The following is a 14,885-nucleotide window of genomic DNA, read 5'->3' as shown; positions in this document are numbered from 1 at the left end:
GCGCTTTTCACATGGGTAGACCACATAATTAAACTTTAAAAACTAAGAACTAATACCAATTCTCGAATACAACGAGAGACTTCGGTTGTGGCAGAGGTTAGGGGTTAGGGTGTAGGGAAAACAAAGGTTGTGGTTTTTTGGTTAAAAGAGATAAATGTCTTGATGTCTCCAGACACTTTTGAGAATTGGTATAAGAACTAAAAACTAAAAACTACGAACTAGTAAATTTTCTCAGAGAGCTATTCAACTGAAAACGGCTGTAAATTGTTCGCGATCGCGGTGTTGTATTTTAAAAGCTAGGGATTTAATTTCTTTTTTTATTTCTCGTGCTGGCTTAATAAGGTTGGAGATTAATCTCTTAGGCATTTGTGCTTTGTCGGCTTATCTTTGCTAGAAACAATATCAAACTAATGGATAATTTTAGGTAAATTAATATCAAGTAATATCTCCTACTTTTACCAGTAGCAACCTCCTTCGACATATCGAAAATTACTTGGCATTTCAGAAGGTAGAGGTCTGACCCAATATTCATTGGCAAGTTTTTGCAAGTAGTTTTGTTCTTCCCAACGTTTGCCTTTAATACCAAACATTAGTTGGGTAGCTCCTCCCAAATGCACGGACTTTTTACCTATTTTTTTAATATGTGATGCTAAAGGCAAACCATAAGCTCCCGCACCAATAATTGCCACATCAAATTCGGTATCTGAGACCTGTTGGCACATCCAATCCAGTGCGGCAAACCAACTATCAAAAGGGGTCTTATTTCCTGCGATTGATTGAACCGCCTTAAGAGTTTTTAACTCAAATTCAGGTAAAACTCTTTGATCCTCAAATAAATGCTCTCTTCGTTGGTATTGATTTTTAATACTAATATCAAAGGGATGAATGACTAATACGGTTTTTCCTTCCAATATTTCAGACCAAGGACGTTCGTGTTCCCAAGGTTGCAGTTGTCCGAGACTAGTTATTTTTGCTTGGGAAAGCAGATCTGCGATTGCCAATTCGTCTTTACGCCAAGAACCCAAAACGTCTATGTTTTGGATTTCTTCCATCATCAATTTAGCAAAGCGATTCAAATTATCTTCTGTTGCAGGAAAAAAACCAGCATTTTTGGACATGGATAGTTTGTGAAAAGCAGACCACCAATATTTAGGAGTTTGTTTGGTAAAGTAACTAATTTGTTTTTCCAGAAGAAATTTGGGCTTTCTTTGAATATTGAGATAGGTAACTAATATTTCCAGTTCTACAGATCCTAGGCGAGAAATCATGCACGGTTCTGGTTTTGATAGCAAATCCCTAATTAAGTCTGAAGCAGCCTGTTGTTTGTATTCAATAGGCAAACCCAAGTATTTTTGATTCGCATATAGTTTTTTTTTCGCTTGACGAATGATGGCTGTGGTGCGGTCGATAAGTCGAGCAGAATTTGCTGAGATATTTTTCTTATTCACCTCGGTTCATTGAATTCCTTGGCAAAAGATTACAACAAAATATGTCAAAAAACCTGTAATGTCGATATATTTTATCTTTTACCAATTCATGATATTTTAACCTAATTACTTAATACTAAATAATTAAACAAGATTGCTTAGGGCTAATTAGTGTCAAACCAAAAAAAAGTCTCTTCCCCAGTTAAGGAACTAGACTACTTCAATACAGATCATTTACAAGCAGATTTAAAACAGCGATCTGTGCGAGGCGGAATCATTACTATTGCAGCTCAAGCTAGTAAATTCGGTCTCAAATTTGGTTCTACTGTAGTTTTAGCTCGCTTGCTATTACCCGAAGACTATGGACTAATTGGCATGGCAACAGTTGTAATTGGTTTTGTAGAATTATTCAAAGATTTGGGGCTATCGACCGCCACTATTCAACGTCGAAAAATTAACCACTATCAGATTAGTACCTTATTTTGGATCAATATAGCAGTAAGTTGTTTGGTAGGTTTAATCGTTGTGGCTGTAGCTCCTGCGGTTGCCCTATTTTATAACGAACCTCGTTTGCAAGGTATTACTATTGCTTTGGCAATTAACTTTGTTTTTGGCGGTTTGACAGTGCAACACCAAGCATTGCTCAAACGGCAGATGCAGTTTACTAGCTTGGCAAAAATTGAAATCGTTGCTATGGCTATGGGAGTGGGAGCGGCAGTCATTTCTGCCTATTATGGAGCGAGCTATTGGGCATTAGTCATTATGTTAATGGCAACGGCTTTGACTAATGCTATTGGTGTTTGGTTGGCTTGTAGTTGGCGACCTGGACTACCTAAAAAGGATTCGGAAATTGTTTCTATGTTGGCTTATGGAGGCAATTTAACTGGATTTAACTTAGTCAACTACTTTTCTCGCAATCTAGATAATATTTTAATCGGTCGTCGTTGGGGTTCGGGACAATTGGGGTTATACGCTCAAGCCTATCGTTTGTTGTTACTACCCATTCAACAAATCAATACGCCGATTCATAGTGTGGCACTGCCTACCCTTTCAAGCTTGCAAACCGAGCCTGAAAAGTACAGTCGCTATTACTACAAAGCAATCTTATTAGTTACTACTTTAGGAATGCCTATTGTAGCATTTATGTTTGCCACTGCTGACGATCTGATTTTGTTGATGTTAGGCAAACAATGGGTGGGATCTGTACCCCTATTTAAGTATTTAATGCCTGCTGCCTTTATCGGCACTTTTAATTTAGCTACGGGGTGGGTATATCAATCTTTAGGACGCACAGATCGCCAATTTCGCATCGGTACTATTATGGCGATCGCGAACAGCATTATTTTCTTAATTAGCGTTAATTGGGGTGCATTGGGAGTAGCTCGTGCCTATGGTTTATCCCAACCAATCTTAATTATTTTTGGTCTTAAATATTGCTATTGGGGTACTCATCTCAAAATTAGAGACTTTCTTAAAACCATTATTAAACCAGCTTCCGCTTCTTTGGGGGCAGCAGCTATTTTAATAGTAATCCATCAATTTGTTTTCACATCTAACTACAATCTAATCCTGAGTTTATTGGTTGATTGTGTATTATATGGTTTACTTTACTTAATATTATGGTTGATTTTGCCAGGGGGGAAGAAGACTCTACAGGAAATAGTAGCGGTTTTAAAAGTAATGAAACAAAAACGGTAAACCTACTACCTACTACCCACTACCTAAAAAAGTGCCTATGATTAACAGTCAAATAGAACAGCCACAAGCTATTAATATCAAAACATCGCCGATCTTTATTATCGGTTGCGATCGCTCTGGTACGACTTTATTGCGCCTGATGCTCAATCAAAGTTCCGTCTTATATATTCCTCCTGAAACCAAATTTTTAATTCCCCTAGAAGATAACCAAGAGGTATATGGTGATTTTTCCCAAGCCTACCAAAGATACTTTTTTATTCGCGATTTGCAAACTAATCGCGCAACGGCAAAAACTTTTAGCTTACAAGCTTTAGATATTACTGTTGAGGAAGCAGAAACTGCTTTGGCAGAAGCAGCACCAACTAACTTTTACGGTGCATCGCGAGCTATTTTACAAGCAGCAGCAGTTAAGAAGGGTAAATCTCGTTGGGGAGATAAAACCCCCCACCAAGTGCAAGATGTAGAGGCTTTGGCAAAAGCATATCCCGACGCTCAATTTATTCATGTCATAAGAGATGGTCGAGATGCAGCTTTGAGTATTCGTCAAGCGGGATGGCTTAACGGTCATATGTTAACTATTGCTCATTATTGGCGAGAACAAGTCAGTGCGGGAATTAAGGCAGGGAAAAGTTTGGATAATAGTTCGGCTAGATATTATGAGGTTTATTACGAACAATTATTACAACAGCCAGAAGTTATTTTAAAAGACCTTTGTAATTGGTTGGGGCTGGAATATACTCCTCAAATGTTGGAATATTATCGCGATGCCAATACTCAACTTCGACCAGAACATTTGAATTTATTTGCTTTAAATCAAAAACCTTTAGATGCTTCCCGTGCTTATGCTTGGAAACATAAAATGTCTCAGGCAGATCGAGCAGACTTCGAGAGTGTTGCTGGGGATTTATTACAAGAATTAGGCTATGAATTGAGTGGAGTTAAAATTGCTCCTTGGACTCAATTAAGCCGAAAAGTTGTTAATAGTTTTAAGCCTTTAATGTATCAGTTAAAGAATAAATATTTGAATTAGATTTTAAATATTATTTATCGATCGCTTGTCCCCCTACTTGAAAAAACTACTAAAAAAATGACTAGTTCGACTAAAGTTAAAGAATTTTATGATAATTTTACTGCTAGCAGAATGCTGCAATATAAACTTTATGGCAATCCTCGGATCGATCGCGCTGTAGAGTTGATTTCTCGCTACGTTAAGCCAGATAGTCAAATTTTAGATATTGGTTGCGGTATTGGTATTGTTCCCGAAAAAATAGCTCCTAAATTAGATAAGGGAAACATTTTAGCTTGTGATTTGGGCGAAAATAACATTAATTATGCTCGTCAAACAATCGACTCGAATAAGATTGAATTTTTCAATGTAGATATAGTTGAAAACTTTGAGGCGATCGTTAATAAATTAACGGGAAAGGTAGATTTGGTAACTATGGTAGATACGATCGAACATTTACCCCCCGATAGTTATGATGGAGTATTTCGCAATTTTAGCCAGATAACTAAAGAAAATGGTAAGTTGATTTTGACTTATCCTAGCCCCGAATATCAGGTATATTTGCGAGAAAATGAGCCTGAAGAATTACAAATTATTGATGAAATAATTGAGCTTAAAGATTTTTTACCCTTGGCTCTTAAGTATGGCTTCGATCTAGAATATTTTACTTATATAAATGTCTGGAAAAGCAATCAATATATTCATTGCGTATTTAGTAAAAAACGTCCTTGTCAGCTAATGCCCAGTCCTAAAACTTGGGGCAAAATTAAACGCAAACTGAAAGCTGTAAAATATCGTTTAATGATGCCTATTTTAAAAGCAAAATATGTTACCGATCCTCAAAAACAGAAATAATCCCAGTTAATTAAAATGCGAATTGCTTTTTTTGTCGATCAGTTTCCTAGTTTATCTGAAACATTTATTTTGAATCAGATTACAGGATTAATCGATCGCGGTTGTGAAGTGGATATATATTGCGATCGCCAGGGAAATTTAAGTCAAGTTCATCCAGAGGTAAAAGAATATCAACTTCTAGAACGTACTTACTATACTCCTATCCCTAGAAATATTGTTTTGCGTTGTTTGCAGGGATTAATTTTATTTAGTTTAAATTTTTTTAAAGCACCTAAAGCCATTTTAAATGCCCTTACAGTCAAGAAAAAGCGAGGTTATGGCGATTTAGCGGATTTTTTAAAGCCTTTTTATTTAACCGTACCTTTATTAAACCAGCAACCCTACGATATTATCCACTGTCATTACGGCAGAAATGGTTTAAAAGCAATTTTATTAAAAGACTTGGGAGTAATTGACGGCAAAATAGTTGTTACTTTTCACGGTAATGATATGTCTCGCTACCTGCAAATACACGGCGAAGATATTTATAACCACTTATTTGAACAAGCAGATTTATTACAACCAATCAGCCAACATTGGGGGCAAAAACTAATTGCTTTGGGTTGCCCTCCCGCTAAAATTATGGTGCATCACATGGGCATCGATGGTACAAAGTTTCTTCCTGCTTCTAAGTCTGCTTCGGAAGAGATTTTAATTGTGAGCATTGCTCGTTTGGTAGAAAAAAAAGGCTTGAGTTATGGCATAAGGGCGATCGCTAAATTATTAGAGAAGCAACCCCAATTAAACTTGCAATATCAAATTATTGGCGATGGGGTATTGAGAAAACAGCTACAAGCAGAAATAGATCGTTTGGGAATTGGCGATCGCGTTAAGTTACTTGGCTGGAAAGAGCGACAAGAAGTTAAAGCTATTATCGATCGCGCCGATATGATTCTTGCTCCTAGTATTACCAGTAGCACGGGAGATTGTGAAGGAATTCCCGTATCTTTAATGGAAGCAATGGCGCAAGGCATTCCTGTAGTTAGTACCTATCACAGTGGCATTCCCGAATTGGTTGATGATGGTGTTACGGGATATTTAGTATCGGAGAAAAATATTGAAGATTTGACCAGAAGATTGGCTACTTTAATTCAAGATAACAGTTTGAGAGAAAAAATGGGAGCAGCAGGGAGAGAAAAAGTTATGCAAGAATTTAAGATCGATCGCCTTAACGATCGCTTGAGGGAAACCTATAACCGCTTGCGCGACGGGGTGACTAATAACTAATAACTAATAACTAATAACAAATGACTGTATCCAAACAACCTTTAGTTAGTGTCGTAATTCCTATTTATAATCGCGGTGATTTATTAGTTAGGGCGATCGACTCGGTATTAAAACAGTCCTATCAAAATTTAGAGATAATTGCGATCGATGATTGTTCTCAAGAAGATATTGCTGGGGCGATCGCAACAATTCAAGATTCCCGCCTCCGCTATCACCGTCACACTAGCAATCTAGGAGGCTCTGCTGCCCGAAATACAGGCATTAAAATGGCTCAAGGAGAATATATTGCCTTTCTCGATTCTGATGATGTCTGGCTGCCTAATAAGCTAGAACTTCAATTAAAAGCAATTCAGTCGCTTATGGGGGAAAGAAATAACCATAGCAATAATGTGGTTTGTTATAGCAAGTTTCAAAAATATAGCACTGTCTTCTATCAACCTTCCGTCTTACCTCCTAGGGGAAAAAAGCCCACAGAAACTGTAGCAGATTATTTGTGGTTGCATAGTGGAGAGATGCTTACCAGCACTTTATTAGTATCTCGCTCTTTAGCTGTGGCTAATCTGTTTCAGATTAATTTAGCCAAACATCAAGATTTAGATTTCGTATTGAGATTAGATTTAAACCAAGCCGAGTTTATTTTTGTTCCGCAAATATTAACAATTTGGTACAACGAATCCAGAGGCGATCGCGTTTCTCGGATCGATAATTATCGAATTTCTCAAGCTTGGATTGAAGGATATCGCGAGCGCATTTCCGAGCTAGCTTATTTAGGTTTTCTCCTAAAAGAAGTAGCCCCCAAAATGCTCAAAGATCCGTCTCGTATCGCTGAAGCAAAAAAGTTACTCAATCGCGGATTGTTTAAAGGGATTATCTCCCCATTTTTTTGGTTATTTTTAATGCTTCAACAAACTATACCCAAACAATATCAAAACTATTTAAAAACACTAATAGCCACAATAAAACTCAGCAAAAACCTTTGATCGATATACAAAAAGACTAATAACTAATAACTAATAACTAATTAATGCTAATCGATAGAACATTTGAAAAAATACAAAATATCCACAGTTTATACGAACTGAGGTTACCCATACTATTTTTTGGTTTTGCCTTATGGGTGGCAACGCCAATTATGGGGATATTTCCCCTCTTATTATCAATTCAACTATATTTAATTACTCCCAGAGCCAAAAAGCCCAAACTAGTTTCTCTAACAAATTTAATTTTAATTTTGGTCGTTCTATCGATTAGTCTCTATGCCTCATCGATTGAAGTTTTTGCCGATACACGGAACTATTTAGATGTTTATAAAATTATCGATACTAAAGGAATACTAGATAACCAATATGTGAGAGATCGTTTTGAGCCAGTTTTTTTTGCCGTATTATATGTCATTCATTTACTGACTGATGGTTCGGAATATTTATGTTTATTCTTATTCTCACTGATTGTTAATAGCCTGGTCACTTTTATCATCAGTAAAAGAATATCACCAAAATATTATCCTAGTTTATTAATTATCGTCTTCTCTACTTTCTTCTATTATTCCCACGTATTTTATATGAGACAATTTTTAGCGATTGTCTTTATGCTATTGGCAATATCCTATTTAGAATCAAGCTGGCTTGTTTTTATTTTATGGTCTGGATTAGCACTTTTTTCCCATTTTAGTACTGCTTTATATATTGCTATTTGTACGGGTAGCAAACTATTATTTTCTATCAAAGGAAAAATTAAACTCAAATATCATAAAAGCAACAAACTATTTTTATATATATTATTGGGTTTTGTCTTAGCCATTATCTTGTATTTCGGCTTCCAAGTTTATAACAATCCCCAAGCTATCTACGGCTATGTAAGTACCTTGTTAGATTTATTACCTCAAAAAGATATAAGTACTTCCATACAAGACAGAGTAGACATCTATGATGGCAGAGATGTTGCTTTATTTTCTTTGACTATTTTTAGAGCGATCGCGATCGCTTGTATTGGTTTTTTTGTAGTAGTAAAAGGATATAAAAAACTAACGCCAAAATTACTTTCTTTTGACTTAATATACATTCTTTCCGTATTCCAAATCACTTTTATTATGGTAACGGGATTTAATCAGAGAATAGCTTTTATTTTCTTAGCCTTCTATGGCTTGTTATTTTATATCGGTTTAAATCAAGACAGCAAACTAAAACCCTTTGGCATCATAGCCTTACTGACCATGTTTTCCGCAGCATCCAATACTTTTAATTTTTTGACAATTCAAGTGACAATGATCGATACTACAGGATGGTCTTTCTTTGACGGTCAACCGCTAGCTATGTCCCTATACGACTATATTGTCTATTTCTTTCAATCTATCTAATTTTTGATGTCTTTATGTATGTAGTTGGCTATCCCAAATCAGGTAATACGTGGCTTTGTTTTCTTCTAGCATATTGTCTCAATGCAGAATATGACGATCTCGATGCGCCAGGAATTCATCCTACCAATGAATATCAACGTCGCTATGTGAAAGGAGGTTTAGAACATACTAGCTATCAAGATCGAGTAGGGCAAATCTTAAAAACCCACCGTCAAAATCTACCCGAAATCTCCCCTAAAGATCTAGTTATTTATTTAGTTAGAGATGGACGAGATGTAATGGTTTCCTACTACTTTTTTCAAAAGACCTATTTTAATCCCCTGAACTTGTCCCCAGTCAAAAGATTTTTATTTCAAGCACGACAACTATTTAGCGTCAATTCTCAAGATAAATTTCTCCCACAAGATTTTTCTTCTTTCCTCAGACAATATACTGATGAATGGCTAACTCATATCTCTGTTTGGTTAGCGAGAAAACCCACAGTAATTATTCGCTACGAAGATCTCAAAACCAACCCCCATCAAACTCTTGCGGAATTATTCGCTCGGCTGAATCTTCAAATCGAGCCAGAAATTATCGATCGCGCCCTACATATTTTTGATTTTAAACAGCTAGCCAAACGCAAAGAAGGGGAAGAAGATCGCAAATCCTTTTTTCGCAAAGGTATCGTCGGCGACTGGCAAAATCATTTCTCTCCTACAGATTTAGAATACTTCCAACAGCAAGCAGGTAAAGTGATGAAGCAGTTGGGATATGAAGAATAAGAAGTAATGTAGTGTGGGCATTGCCCACCCTACTTCTAATTCACTAGAAAAACTTCAATCCTTTATTAGTGTATTGAACTATAATTGCGCCAGTATGCCCAGTAATCAGCCAAAAAATCGATCTAGCTCCATCTCGCAAGCATTTTTCTATAGGTTCGGGGGGATTTCTAGAAGGTACGGCAATGGGTTTATAGTCGATACCTTTGCTACCAAAAACAATATCACCGATGATTTTGGCTCTCTTCATATGATTTTCCGAAGTAATTAGATAGACGCTATCTATACCTTGAGCTTTTAATTCATCTACCAAGGTTGTAAAATTGGTAACAGTGTCGCTGGCGCGGTAATCAAAATGCAAGCGATCGCTTTGTATTCCTGCTTTAGCGAAGATTTTTTGGGCGTATTCTTGGGGACTTCCTGAAGAGATCCAAATGGGCAACTGAGGATGTTGTCGGGCTAATTTGGCTGCAAAACGCTCTCTTTCTTCATGTCCACCTAATACCAACAATGCTTCTGGTTGTGTGCTGACAGACTTCTTGAGGGGTTTAAATCCAACACAAAGAGATGTGGTAATAATCACGAGCAACATCAAGCGTCTGACTTTACCAATAGGAGCGACGAGGGTTAGGTTCAATTCATCTCTAGATTGGAAACTAAAAAACATAGGCAATAGAGCTTGAACTAGCTTTAATTTATAGCAGCAGATGATGCTGGTAAATTATAAAGATAAAAAAAAGATTTTGCGGCAATTGTGACTGCACAGACACATTTTTTTTAATAATTTTTAACAAGATTGTAGACCCCTTAATCTAAAACGTCTCTAGGTAGATTTAAAAAGAGTCAACAACAATGGTACAGATTTTGTTACTCTTAAAGACGCTGTATTTCACATCATATTCATTTAGCTACCTAGCATGAGAACTAATTACTGTGGCGAATTGCGAGCCGAACATATAGACCAAACCGTTACTCTCTATGGCTGGATCGATCGTCGTCGCGATCATGGCGGGGTGATTTTTATTGATTTGCGCGATCGCACGGGAACAGTGCAAATTGTCAGCGATCCCCAACGCACCCTCGAATCTTATGCTGAAGCTGAATCTCTTCGCAGCGAATATGTAATTAAAGCAGTGGGAAAAGTGAGCCAACGTCCGCCCGAATCTTTAAATGATCGCTTACCTACGGGACAGGTGGAAATTTATGCCGAATCGATAGAAGTCCTTAACGCCGTTAGCAAACAACTCCCCTTCCAGGTTTCTACCGCAGATACAGAAAACGTGGGAGAAAAACTCCGCCTCAAACACCGCTATCTAGATCTAAGACGCGATCGCATGGCGAAAAATTTGCAATTGCGTCATCAAGTAGTTAAAGCAATGCGGAGATTTCTCGAAGATGAAGAAAATTTCATGGAAATTGAAACTCCAATTCTCACTCGCTCTACTCCCGAAGGGGCGAGGGATTACTTAGTACCTTCTAGAGTAAGTTTGAGTAAATGGTATGCTTTACCCCAATCTCCCCAGCTATTCAAACAATTATTAATGGTATCGGGATGCGATCGCTATTATCAAATTGCCCGTTGTTTTCGCGATGAAGATTTGCGTGCCGACAGACAGCCAGAATTTACGCAACTAGATATGGAAATGAGTTTCATGTCCAGCGATGAGATTATGACACTTAACGAAAGATTGATCGCCCATATCTTTAAGACAGTTAAAAATGTTGACATTGCTTTACCCCTACCCCGCATTACCTATGCGGAAGCAATGGCGCGCTACGGTACAGATCGCCCCGATACTCGCTTCGATCTAGAATTAGTAGACGTTTCCGATATTGTTAAAGATTCTGGCTTCAAAGTCTTTTCAGGGGCAGTAAAAAGTGGCGGACAAGTAAAAGTATTACCCATTCCTAACGGTAACGATGCTATTTCCAACGTGCGGATTAAACCCAAAGGAGATATCTTTAACGAAGCCGTAACCGCAGGGGCAAAAGGTATTGCTTTTATACGAGTTAGAGAAAATAACGAAATCGATACTATCGGCGCGATTAAAGACAACCTCACTGAAGAACAAAAAACAGAATTATTAACCCGCACGGGAGCAAAACCAGGAGATCTATTACTATTTGGTGCGGGAGATACTGCCACAGTTAACAAATCTCTCGATCGCTTGCGTCTCTATATCGCTCAAGATATGAACTTAATTGATGAGTCAAAAGTTAACCTCTTATGGGTAACAGAATTCCCCATGTTTGAATGGAATGCTGATGAGAAACGTTACGAAGCTCTGCACCATCCCTTTACCGCTCCCTATCCAGAAGATCGAGAAGATCTAACTACTGCTAGAGCGCAAGCCTATGACGTAATTTACAACGGTATCGAAATCGGCGGGGGCAGTCTGAGAATCTATCAAAAAGACCTCCAACAAGAAGTATTTAAAGCGATCGGATTGTCCGAAGCAGAAGCCAACGAAAAATTCGGTTTCCTTCTCGAAGCCTTTGAATACGGCACACCCCCTCACGGTGGAATTGCTTTTGGTTTAGATCGCTTGGTGATGTTGCTAGCGGAAGAAGAATCAATTCGGGATGTAATTGCTTTCCCTAAAACTCAACAGGCTAGTTGTCTGCTTACCGATGCTCCTAGTGAGGTCAATCCCAAACAGCTTAAGGAATTAGAAATCGTTTCTACCTATAAACCGAAGAATGACTAGGTGATTTTATCCCGCTTGACTGCTTGCACTAAAGCATATGCGTAGCGGTATCCTTGTATCTTGAAATTAGGGTATGACTGTTTCATTCTTGTTAAATAAAGAGAAATAGGAAGTTAGGGAAATAGGGGATTGGGGAAACGAGAAAATACTAATAATTTAGTTCTTGTTTAATAACCATCGATCGGCACTATTCGTCTGCCTCCTGCCTTACCCTAACTTTTAAGTGTTGTATGTACGGGATTTAGTATTATAGTCATTCTAATTAATTTCCTCGTGGTCTAAGTTTTCTTCTATAGGCTCTAGGCTCTAGGCTATAGGCTCTATAAAACCAAAACAGTGCATTTGTTCGTCTGGTTTCTATTTAGAATGACTATACTTGATAAATTTGGTCAAAAAAAAGGCGGGTAATGCCCACCTTGAGATGAAGTCAAACTCTAGAAATTTATCTAACTGTTTTTAAGAAGCTAGGGCTACTTCTACCATTTGTTGTAATTCGCCACTTTGATATAGTTCGATCGCAATATCAGAACCGCCCACAAACTCACCGTTGATATAAATTTGAGGAATTGTCGGCCAATTAGAATATTCTTTGATACCCTGACGTATTTCAGGATCTGCCAAAATGTCTAGGGTTTCATAAGGCACGCCAAGAGTATTAAGGATTTGTACCACATTGTTAGAGAAACCGCATTGAGGCATTAATTTAGAACCTTTCATGAAAACCATGATTTTGTTTTCAGTGACTAATTTATCGATTTTTGCTTTTACTTCGGGTGTCATAATTTTTTTGACCTAAAATTCTTAAATTGACGAGGTATCTATCGATCTAAATTCTACTAAACATCAAATGTTCGATGCTCAAACTGTTTGACCTGTCGCTTCCCAAGCTTCGGGAGTAAAAGTTTTGAGAGATAGAGCGTGAATCGTCTCCGATGCCAACTCTTCTTGCAAAACACCATAAACCATTTGGTGTTGTTTAACTTTATTTTTACCAGCAAAATCGGAGGAAACGATAATTGCTTCAAAATGTTCTCCGTCACCAACCACTTTTACTTCGGCATTGGACAGACGTTCTTGGATGATTGTTTGTACTTGTTCGGGACTAATCACGATTGGTATTTAACTTGAATAAAAGTTACTGATGGATGAATTATTATTGTGACTTAAATTCTCTTCCCTTGGAAAAGAAATTTTTTTTATGGCTGGGGAATATTTTCAGGATCTGCACTAGCAGGGGGTTGGGGTTCTACTATTTCTGGTTCTGAATTATCAGGATTTGGGTCTGACGCGGGAGGCAAATTTACAGGAGGATTATTACCCCTTCCAGGAGGTGTAAAAGGAACATCAACAAAACCAATTTCCAATAGTTGTTCGTAGGCTTTTTTGCCCAAACCACTACCAGGGCTTTGAGAAGTAATAATTTGTACGAATAAAGGAACGGATAATTCTGGTTTTTGTTGTGCTCGATGAACTAGGGCTAGTTGATAGGTAGCTTCATCTCTTTTGATACCCGTATCTAAAGCTTTTTGGCGATTAGATTCGGCAGCTGCATTATCTAAGCCAGTCAAACTATTAAATAGTTGCAGATAGAAATTAGATAATTGGTTGTATACTTGCCTAGCACTTTGTAGCTTTTGGGCAGCAACATCGTATTGTTGATTATCAACCGCTTCATCTGCTTCTTCCATCAAGCGATCGCCCCCTTCAATACTAAAAATACTTACAGGGGGAGTTTCGGTCGTACCATTACTATTGCTGCTATCTTCTGTAGCAGTTTCTGGCTCGGTAGTTTCTTGAGCATTTGTCGAAGCGATCGCAAAGCTGAATAGAAATAAACTCAGAAATAAAAAATAACGAACCGTAGAGTTAATAATATTTAGTCTGGGCATAAGCTATATTTTGTTGATTTGTTTTGTTATGTTAGGAAACAAAACTATTAAGCTTCGGGTATCTTATCACCCAAATAGTAAGATAGGTAGTTTAGTGGAGGAAAAAATAGCAGCTATTTCTTCTATTTAGGATTGATACCTAATTAATGCTGTCAGGTCAATAAACACTAAAGTTGGAACAACGATCCTCATTATTTCCATTGGTGGCATTTTGAGCTACAAATTCAATAATTTTGCCCGCTACATTGACTCCTGTAGTTTTTTCAATTCCTTCCAAACCTGGAGAAGAATTAACTTCCATGACTACCGGTCCGCGATCGGATTGTAATAAATCTACTCCCGCTATTTTTAATCCCATAGCTTTTGCTGCCCTAATTGAAGTATCTGTCTCTTCTGGAGATAAAGCAATTCTGTTAGCGTTTCCCCCGCGATGGAGATTAGAAAGATTGGGATTTTGGGAAAGAATTGCTATTTTCATCTTAAATAGACGGCTATATGTTTGCTCTAAGCTATTATTTATTTTCTCGTTGGCAATGACTTTACAGAAAAAAATATTAACAATTTCTCAATTAATTTAGATAAGTTTAGATCGAGGAGATAAGCTTAATTAATTAGAAGATGAGCCGAGGTATTTGACGTAGCGGGGTATGGTTGGCAAGCTAATTTTATCTTTAAATTACACTCAGCTAATTCTTTTAAATTACAAAAAATATTTAAGTGGAGCGATAAGCCAAATGGCTGAGTACTTAAAGATAATTGGGTTAATATACTGATGATTTCCCTAGTTACTTTTTGTAGAATTACATCATAAGAAAATACTATTGTATAAGAAAAAGGCATCAAGCAACTGCAAGTCACCGATGCCTTTGGAGTCCCACGAACTGTAATGTACCAAATTGTTGGTACTCATACAGGATAG

Annotated in this window: 14 protein-coding genes and 1 pseudogene; 8 read left to right on the top strand and 7 right to left on the bottom strand. The window is 37.5% G+C overall.

The window, feature by feature from the left end:
• Positions 1 to 243 precede the first annotated feature (243 nt).
• Both AC33VI_RS22145 and AC33VI_RS22140 read right to left on the bottom strand, forming a co-directional pair.
• Positions 244 to 366, bottom strand: coding sequence for a hypothetical protein (locus AC33VI_RS22145; protein ID WP_491784430.1), 123 nt, complete (start codon positions 364 to 366; stop codon positions 244 to 246).
• Positions 367 to 455: 89 nt separating this feature from the next.
• A complete protein-coding gene (locus tag AC33VI_RS22140; RefSeq protein WP_491784429.1) occupies positions 456 to 1,448 on the bottom strand; it encodes a hypothetical protein in 993 nt (330 codons plus the stop codon).
• Positions 1,449 to 1,598: 150 nt separating this feature from the next.
• Between AC33VI_RS22140 and AC33VI_RS22135 the strand changes: the two genes are divergently transcribed.
• Genes AC33VI_RS22135 through AC33VI_RS22105 form a run of 7 tightly spaced genes read left to right on the top strand, consistent with a single transcriptional unit; the run spans position 1,599 to position 9,372 of the window.
• Complete coding sequence (locus AC33VI_RS22135; protein WP_491784428.1) at positions 1,599 to 3,125, top strand: lipopolysaccharide biosynthesis protein; 1,527 nt, start codon at positions 1,599 to 1,601, stop codon at positions 3,123 to 3,125.
• Between the two features lie 37 nt (positions 3,126 to 3,162).
• Positions 3,163 to 4,155 carry a sulfotransferase family protein gene (locus AC33VI_RS22130; protein ID WP_491784431.1) on the top strand — a complete coding sequence of 331 codons (993 nt, stop codon included), beginning with the start codon at positions 3,163 to 3,165 and terminating at the stop codon, positions 4,153 to 4,155.
• A 57-nt stretch (positions 4,156 to 4,212) separates the two neighbouring features.
• Entirely contained in the window at positions 4,213 to 4,986 is a 774-nt protein-coding gene (locus AC33VI_RS22125; protein WP_491784427.1) for a class I SAM-dependent methyltransferase, read from the top strand.
• A gap of 15 nt (positions 4,987 to 5,001) precedes the next feature.
• On the top strand, positions 5,002 to 6,252 hold the full coding sequence (locus AC33VI_RS22120; RefSeq protein WP_491784426.1) for a glycosyltransferase: 1,251 nt from the start codon (positions 5,002 to 5,004) through the stop codon (positions 6,250 to 6,252).
• 20 nt (positions 6,253 to 6,272) lie between these two features.
• Positions 6,273 to 7,232 carry a glycosyltransferase family 2 protein gene (locus AC33VI_RS22115; protein WP_491784425.1) on the top strand — a complete coding sequence of 320 codons (960 nt, stop codon included), beginning with the start codon at positions 6,273 to 6,275 and terminating at the stop codon, positions 7,230 to 7,232.
• 44 nt (positions 7,233 to 7,276) lie between these two features.
• The gene (locus AC33VI_RS22110) at positions 7,277 to 8,608 is read left to right on the top strand and encodes an EpsG family protein (RefSeq protein WP_491784424.1); all 1,332 of its coding nucleotides are present in this window, start codon (positions 7,277 to 7,279) and stop codon (positions 8,606 to 8,608) included.
• A gap of 14 nt (positions 8,609 to 8,622) precedes the next feature.
• A complete protein-coding gene (locus AC33VI_RS22105; protein WP_491784423.1) occupies positions 8,623 to 9,372 on the top strand; it encodes a sulfotransferase domain-containing protein in 750 nt (249 codons plus the stop codon).
• A gap of 43 nt (positions 9,373 to 9,415) precedes the next feature.
• Here AC33VI_RS22105 and AC33VI_RS22100 read toward each other — a convergent pair whose 3' ends face one another.
• Positions 9,416 to 10,036, bottom strand: a complete 621-nt coding sequence (locus AC33VI_RS22100) for a YdcF family protein (RefSeq protein ID WP_491784422.1) — start codon at positions 10,034 to 10,036, stop codon at positions 9,416 to 9,418.
• Positions 10,037 to 10,286: 250 nt separating this feature from the next.
• Here AC33VI_RS22100 and aspS point away from each other — a divergent pair, with 250 nt between their 5' ends.
• Positions 10,287 to 12,077 carry an aspartate--tRNA ligase gene (gene aspS / locus AC33VI_RS22095; RefSeq protein ID WP_491784421.1) on the top strand — a complete coding sequence of 597 codons (1,791 nt, stop codon included), beginning with the start codon at positions 10,287 to 10,289 and terminating at the stop codon, positions 12,075 to 12,077.
• A 456-nt stretch (positions 12,078 to 12,533) separates the two neighbouring features.
• Here the strand turns inward: aspS and grxD are convergent, their stop codons facing one another.
• From grxD to AC33VI_RS22075, 4 genes and pseudogenes are all read right to left on the bottom strand, one after another.
• Positions 12,534 to 12,857 carry a Grx4 family monothiol glutaredoxin gene (grxD, locus tag AC33VI_RS22090; RefSeq protein WP_491784420.1) on the bottom strand — a complete coding sequence of 108 codons (324 nt, stop codon included), beginning with the start codon at positions 12,855 to 12,857 and terminating at the stop codon, positions 12,534 to 12,536.
• A 78-nt stretch (positions 12,858 to 12,935) separates the two neighbouring features.
• Complete coding sequence (locus tag AC33VI_RS22085; RefSeq protein WP_491784419.1) at positions 12,936 to 13,187, bottom strand: BolA family protein; 252 nt, start codon at positions 13,185 to 13,187, stop codon at positions 12,936 to 12,938.
• Between the two features lie 86 nt (positions 13,188 to 13,273).
• The gene (locus tag AC33VI_RS22080; RefSeq protein WP_491784418.1) at positions 13,274 to 13,966 is read right to left on the bottom strand and encodes a tetratricopeptide repeat protein; all 693 of its coding nucleotides are present in this window, start codon (positions 13,964 to 13,966) and stop codon (positions 13,274 to 13,276) included.
• Between the two features lie 157 nt (positions 13,967 to 14,123).
• A pseudogene (locus AC33VI_RS22075) lies at positions 14,124 to 14,408 on the bottom strand (30S ribosomal protein S6--L-glutamate ligase); the annotation flags it as partial.
• Positions 14,409 to 14,885: the final 477 nt, after the last annotated feature.

The sequence above is a fragment of the Waterburya sp. genome, from assembly GCF_058530065.1.
Note: the sequence above shows the minus strand (reverse complement) of the source record. Positions and strands in the feature narration are given on the sequence as shown.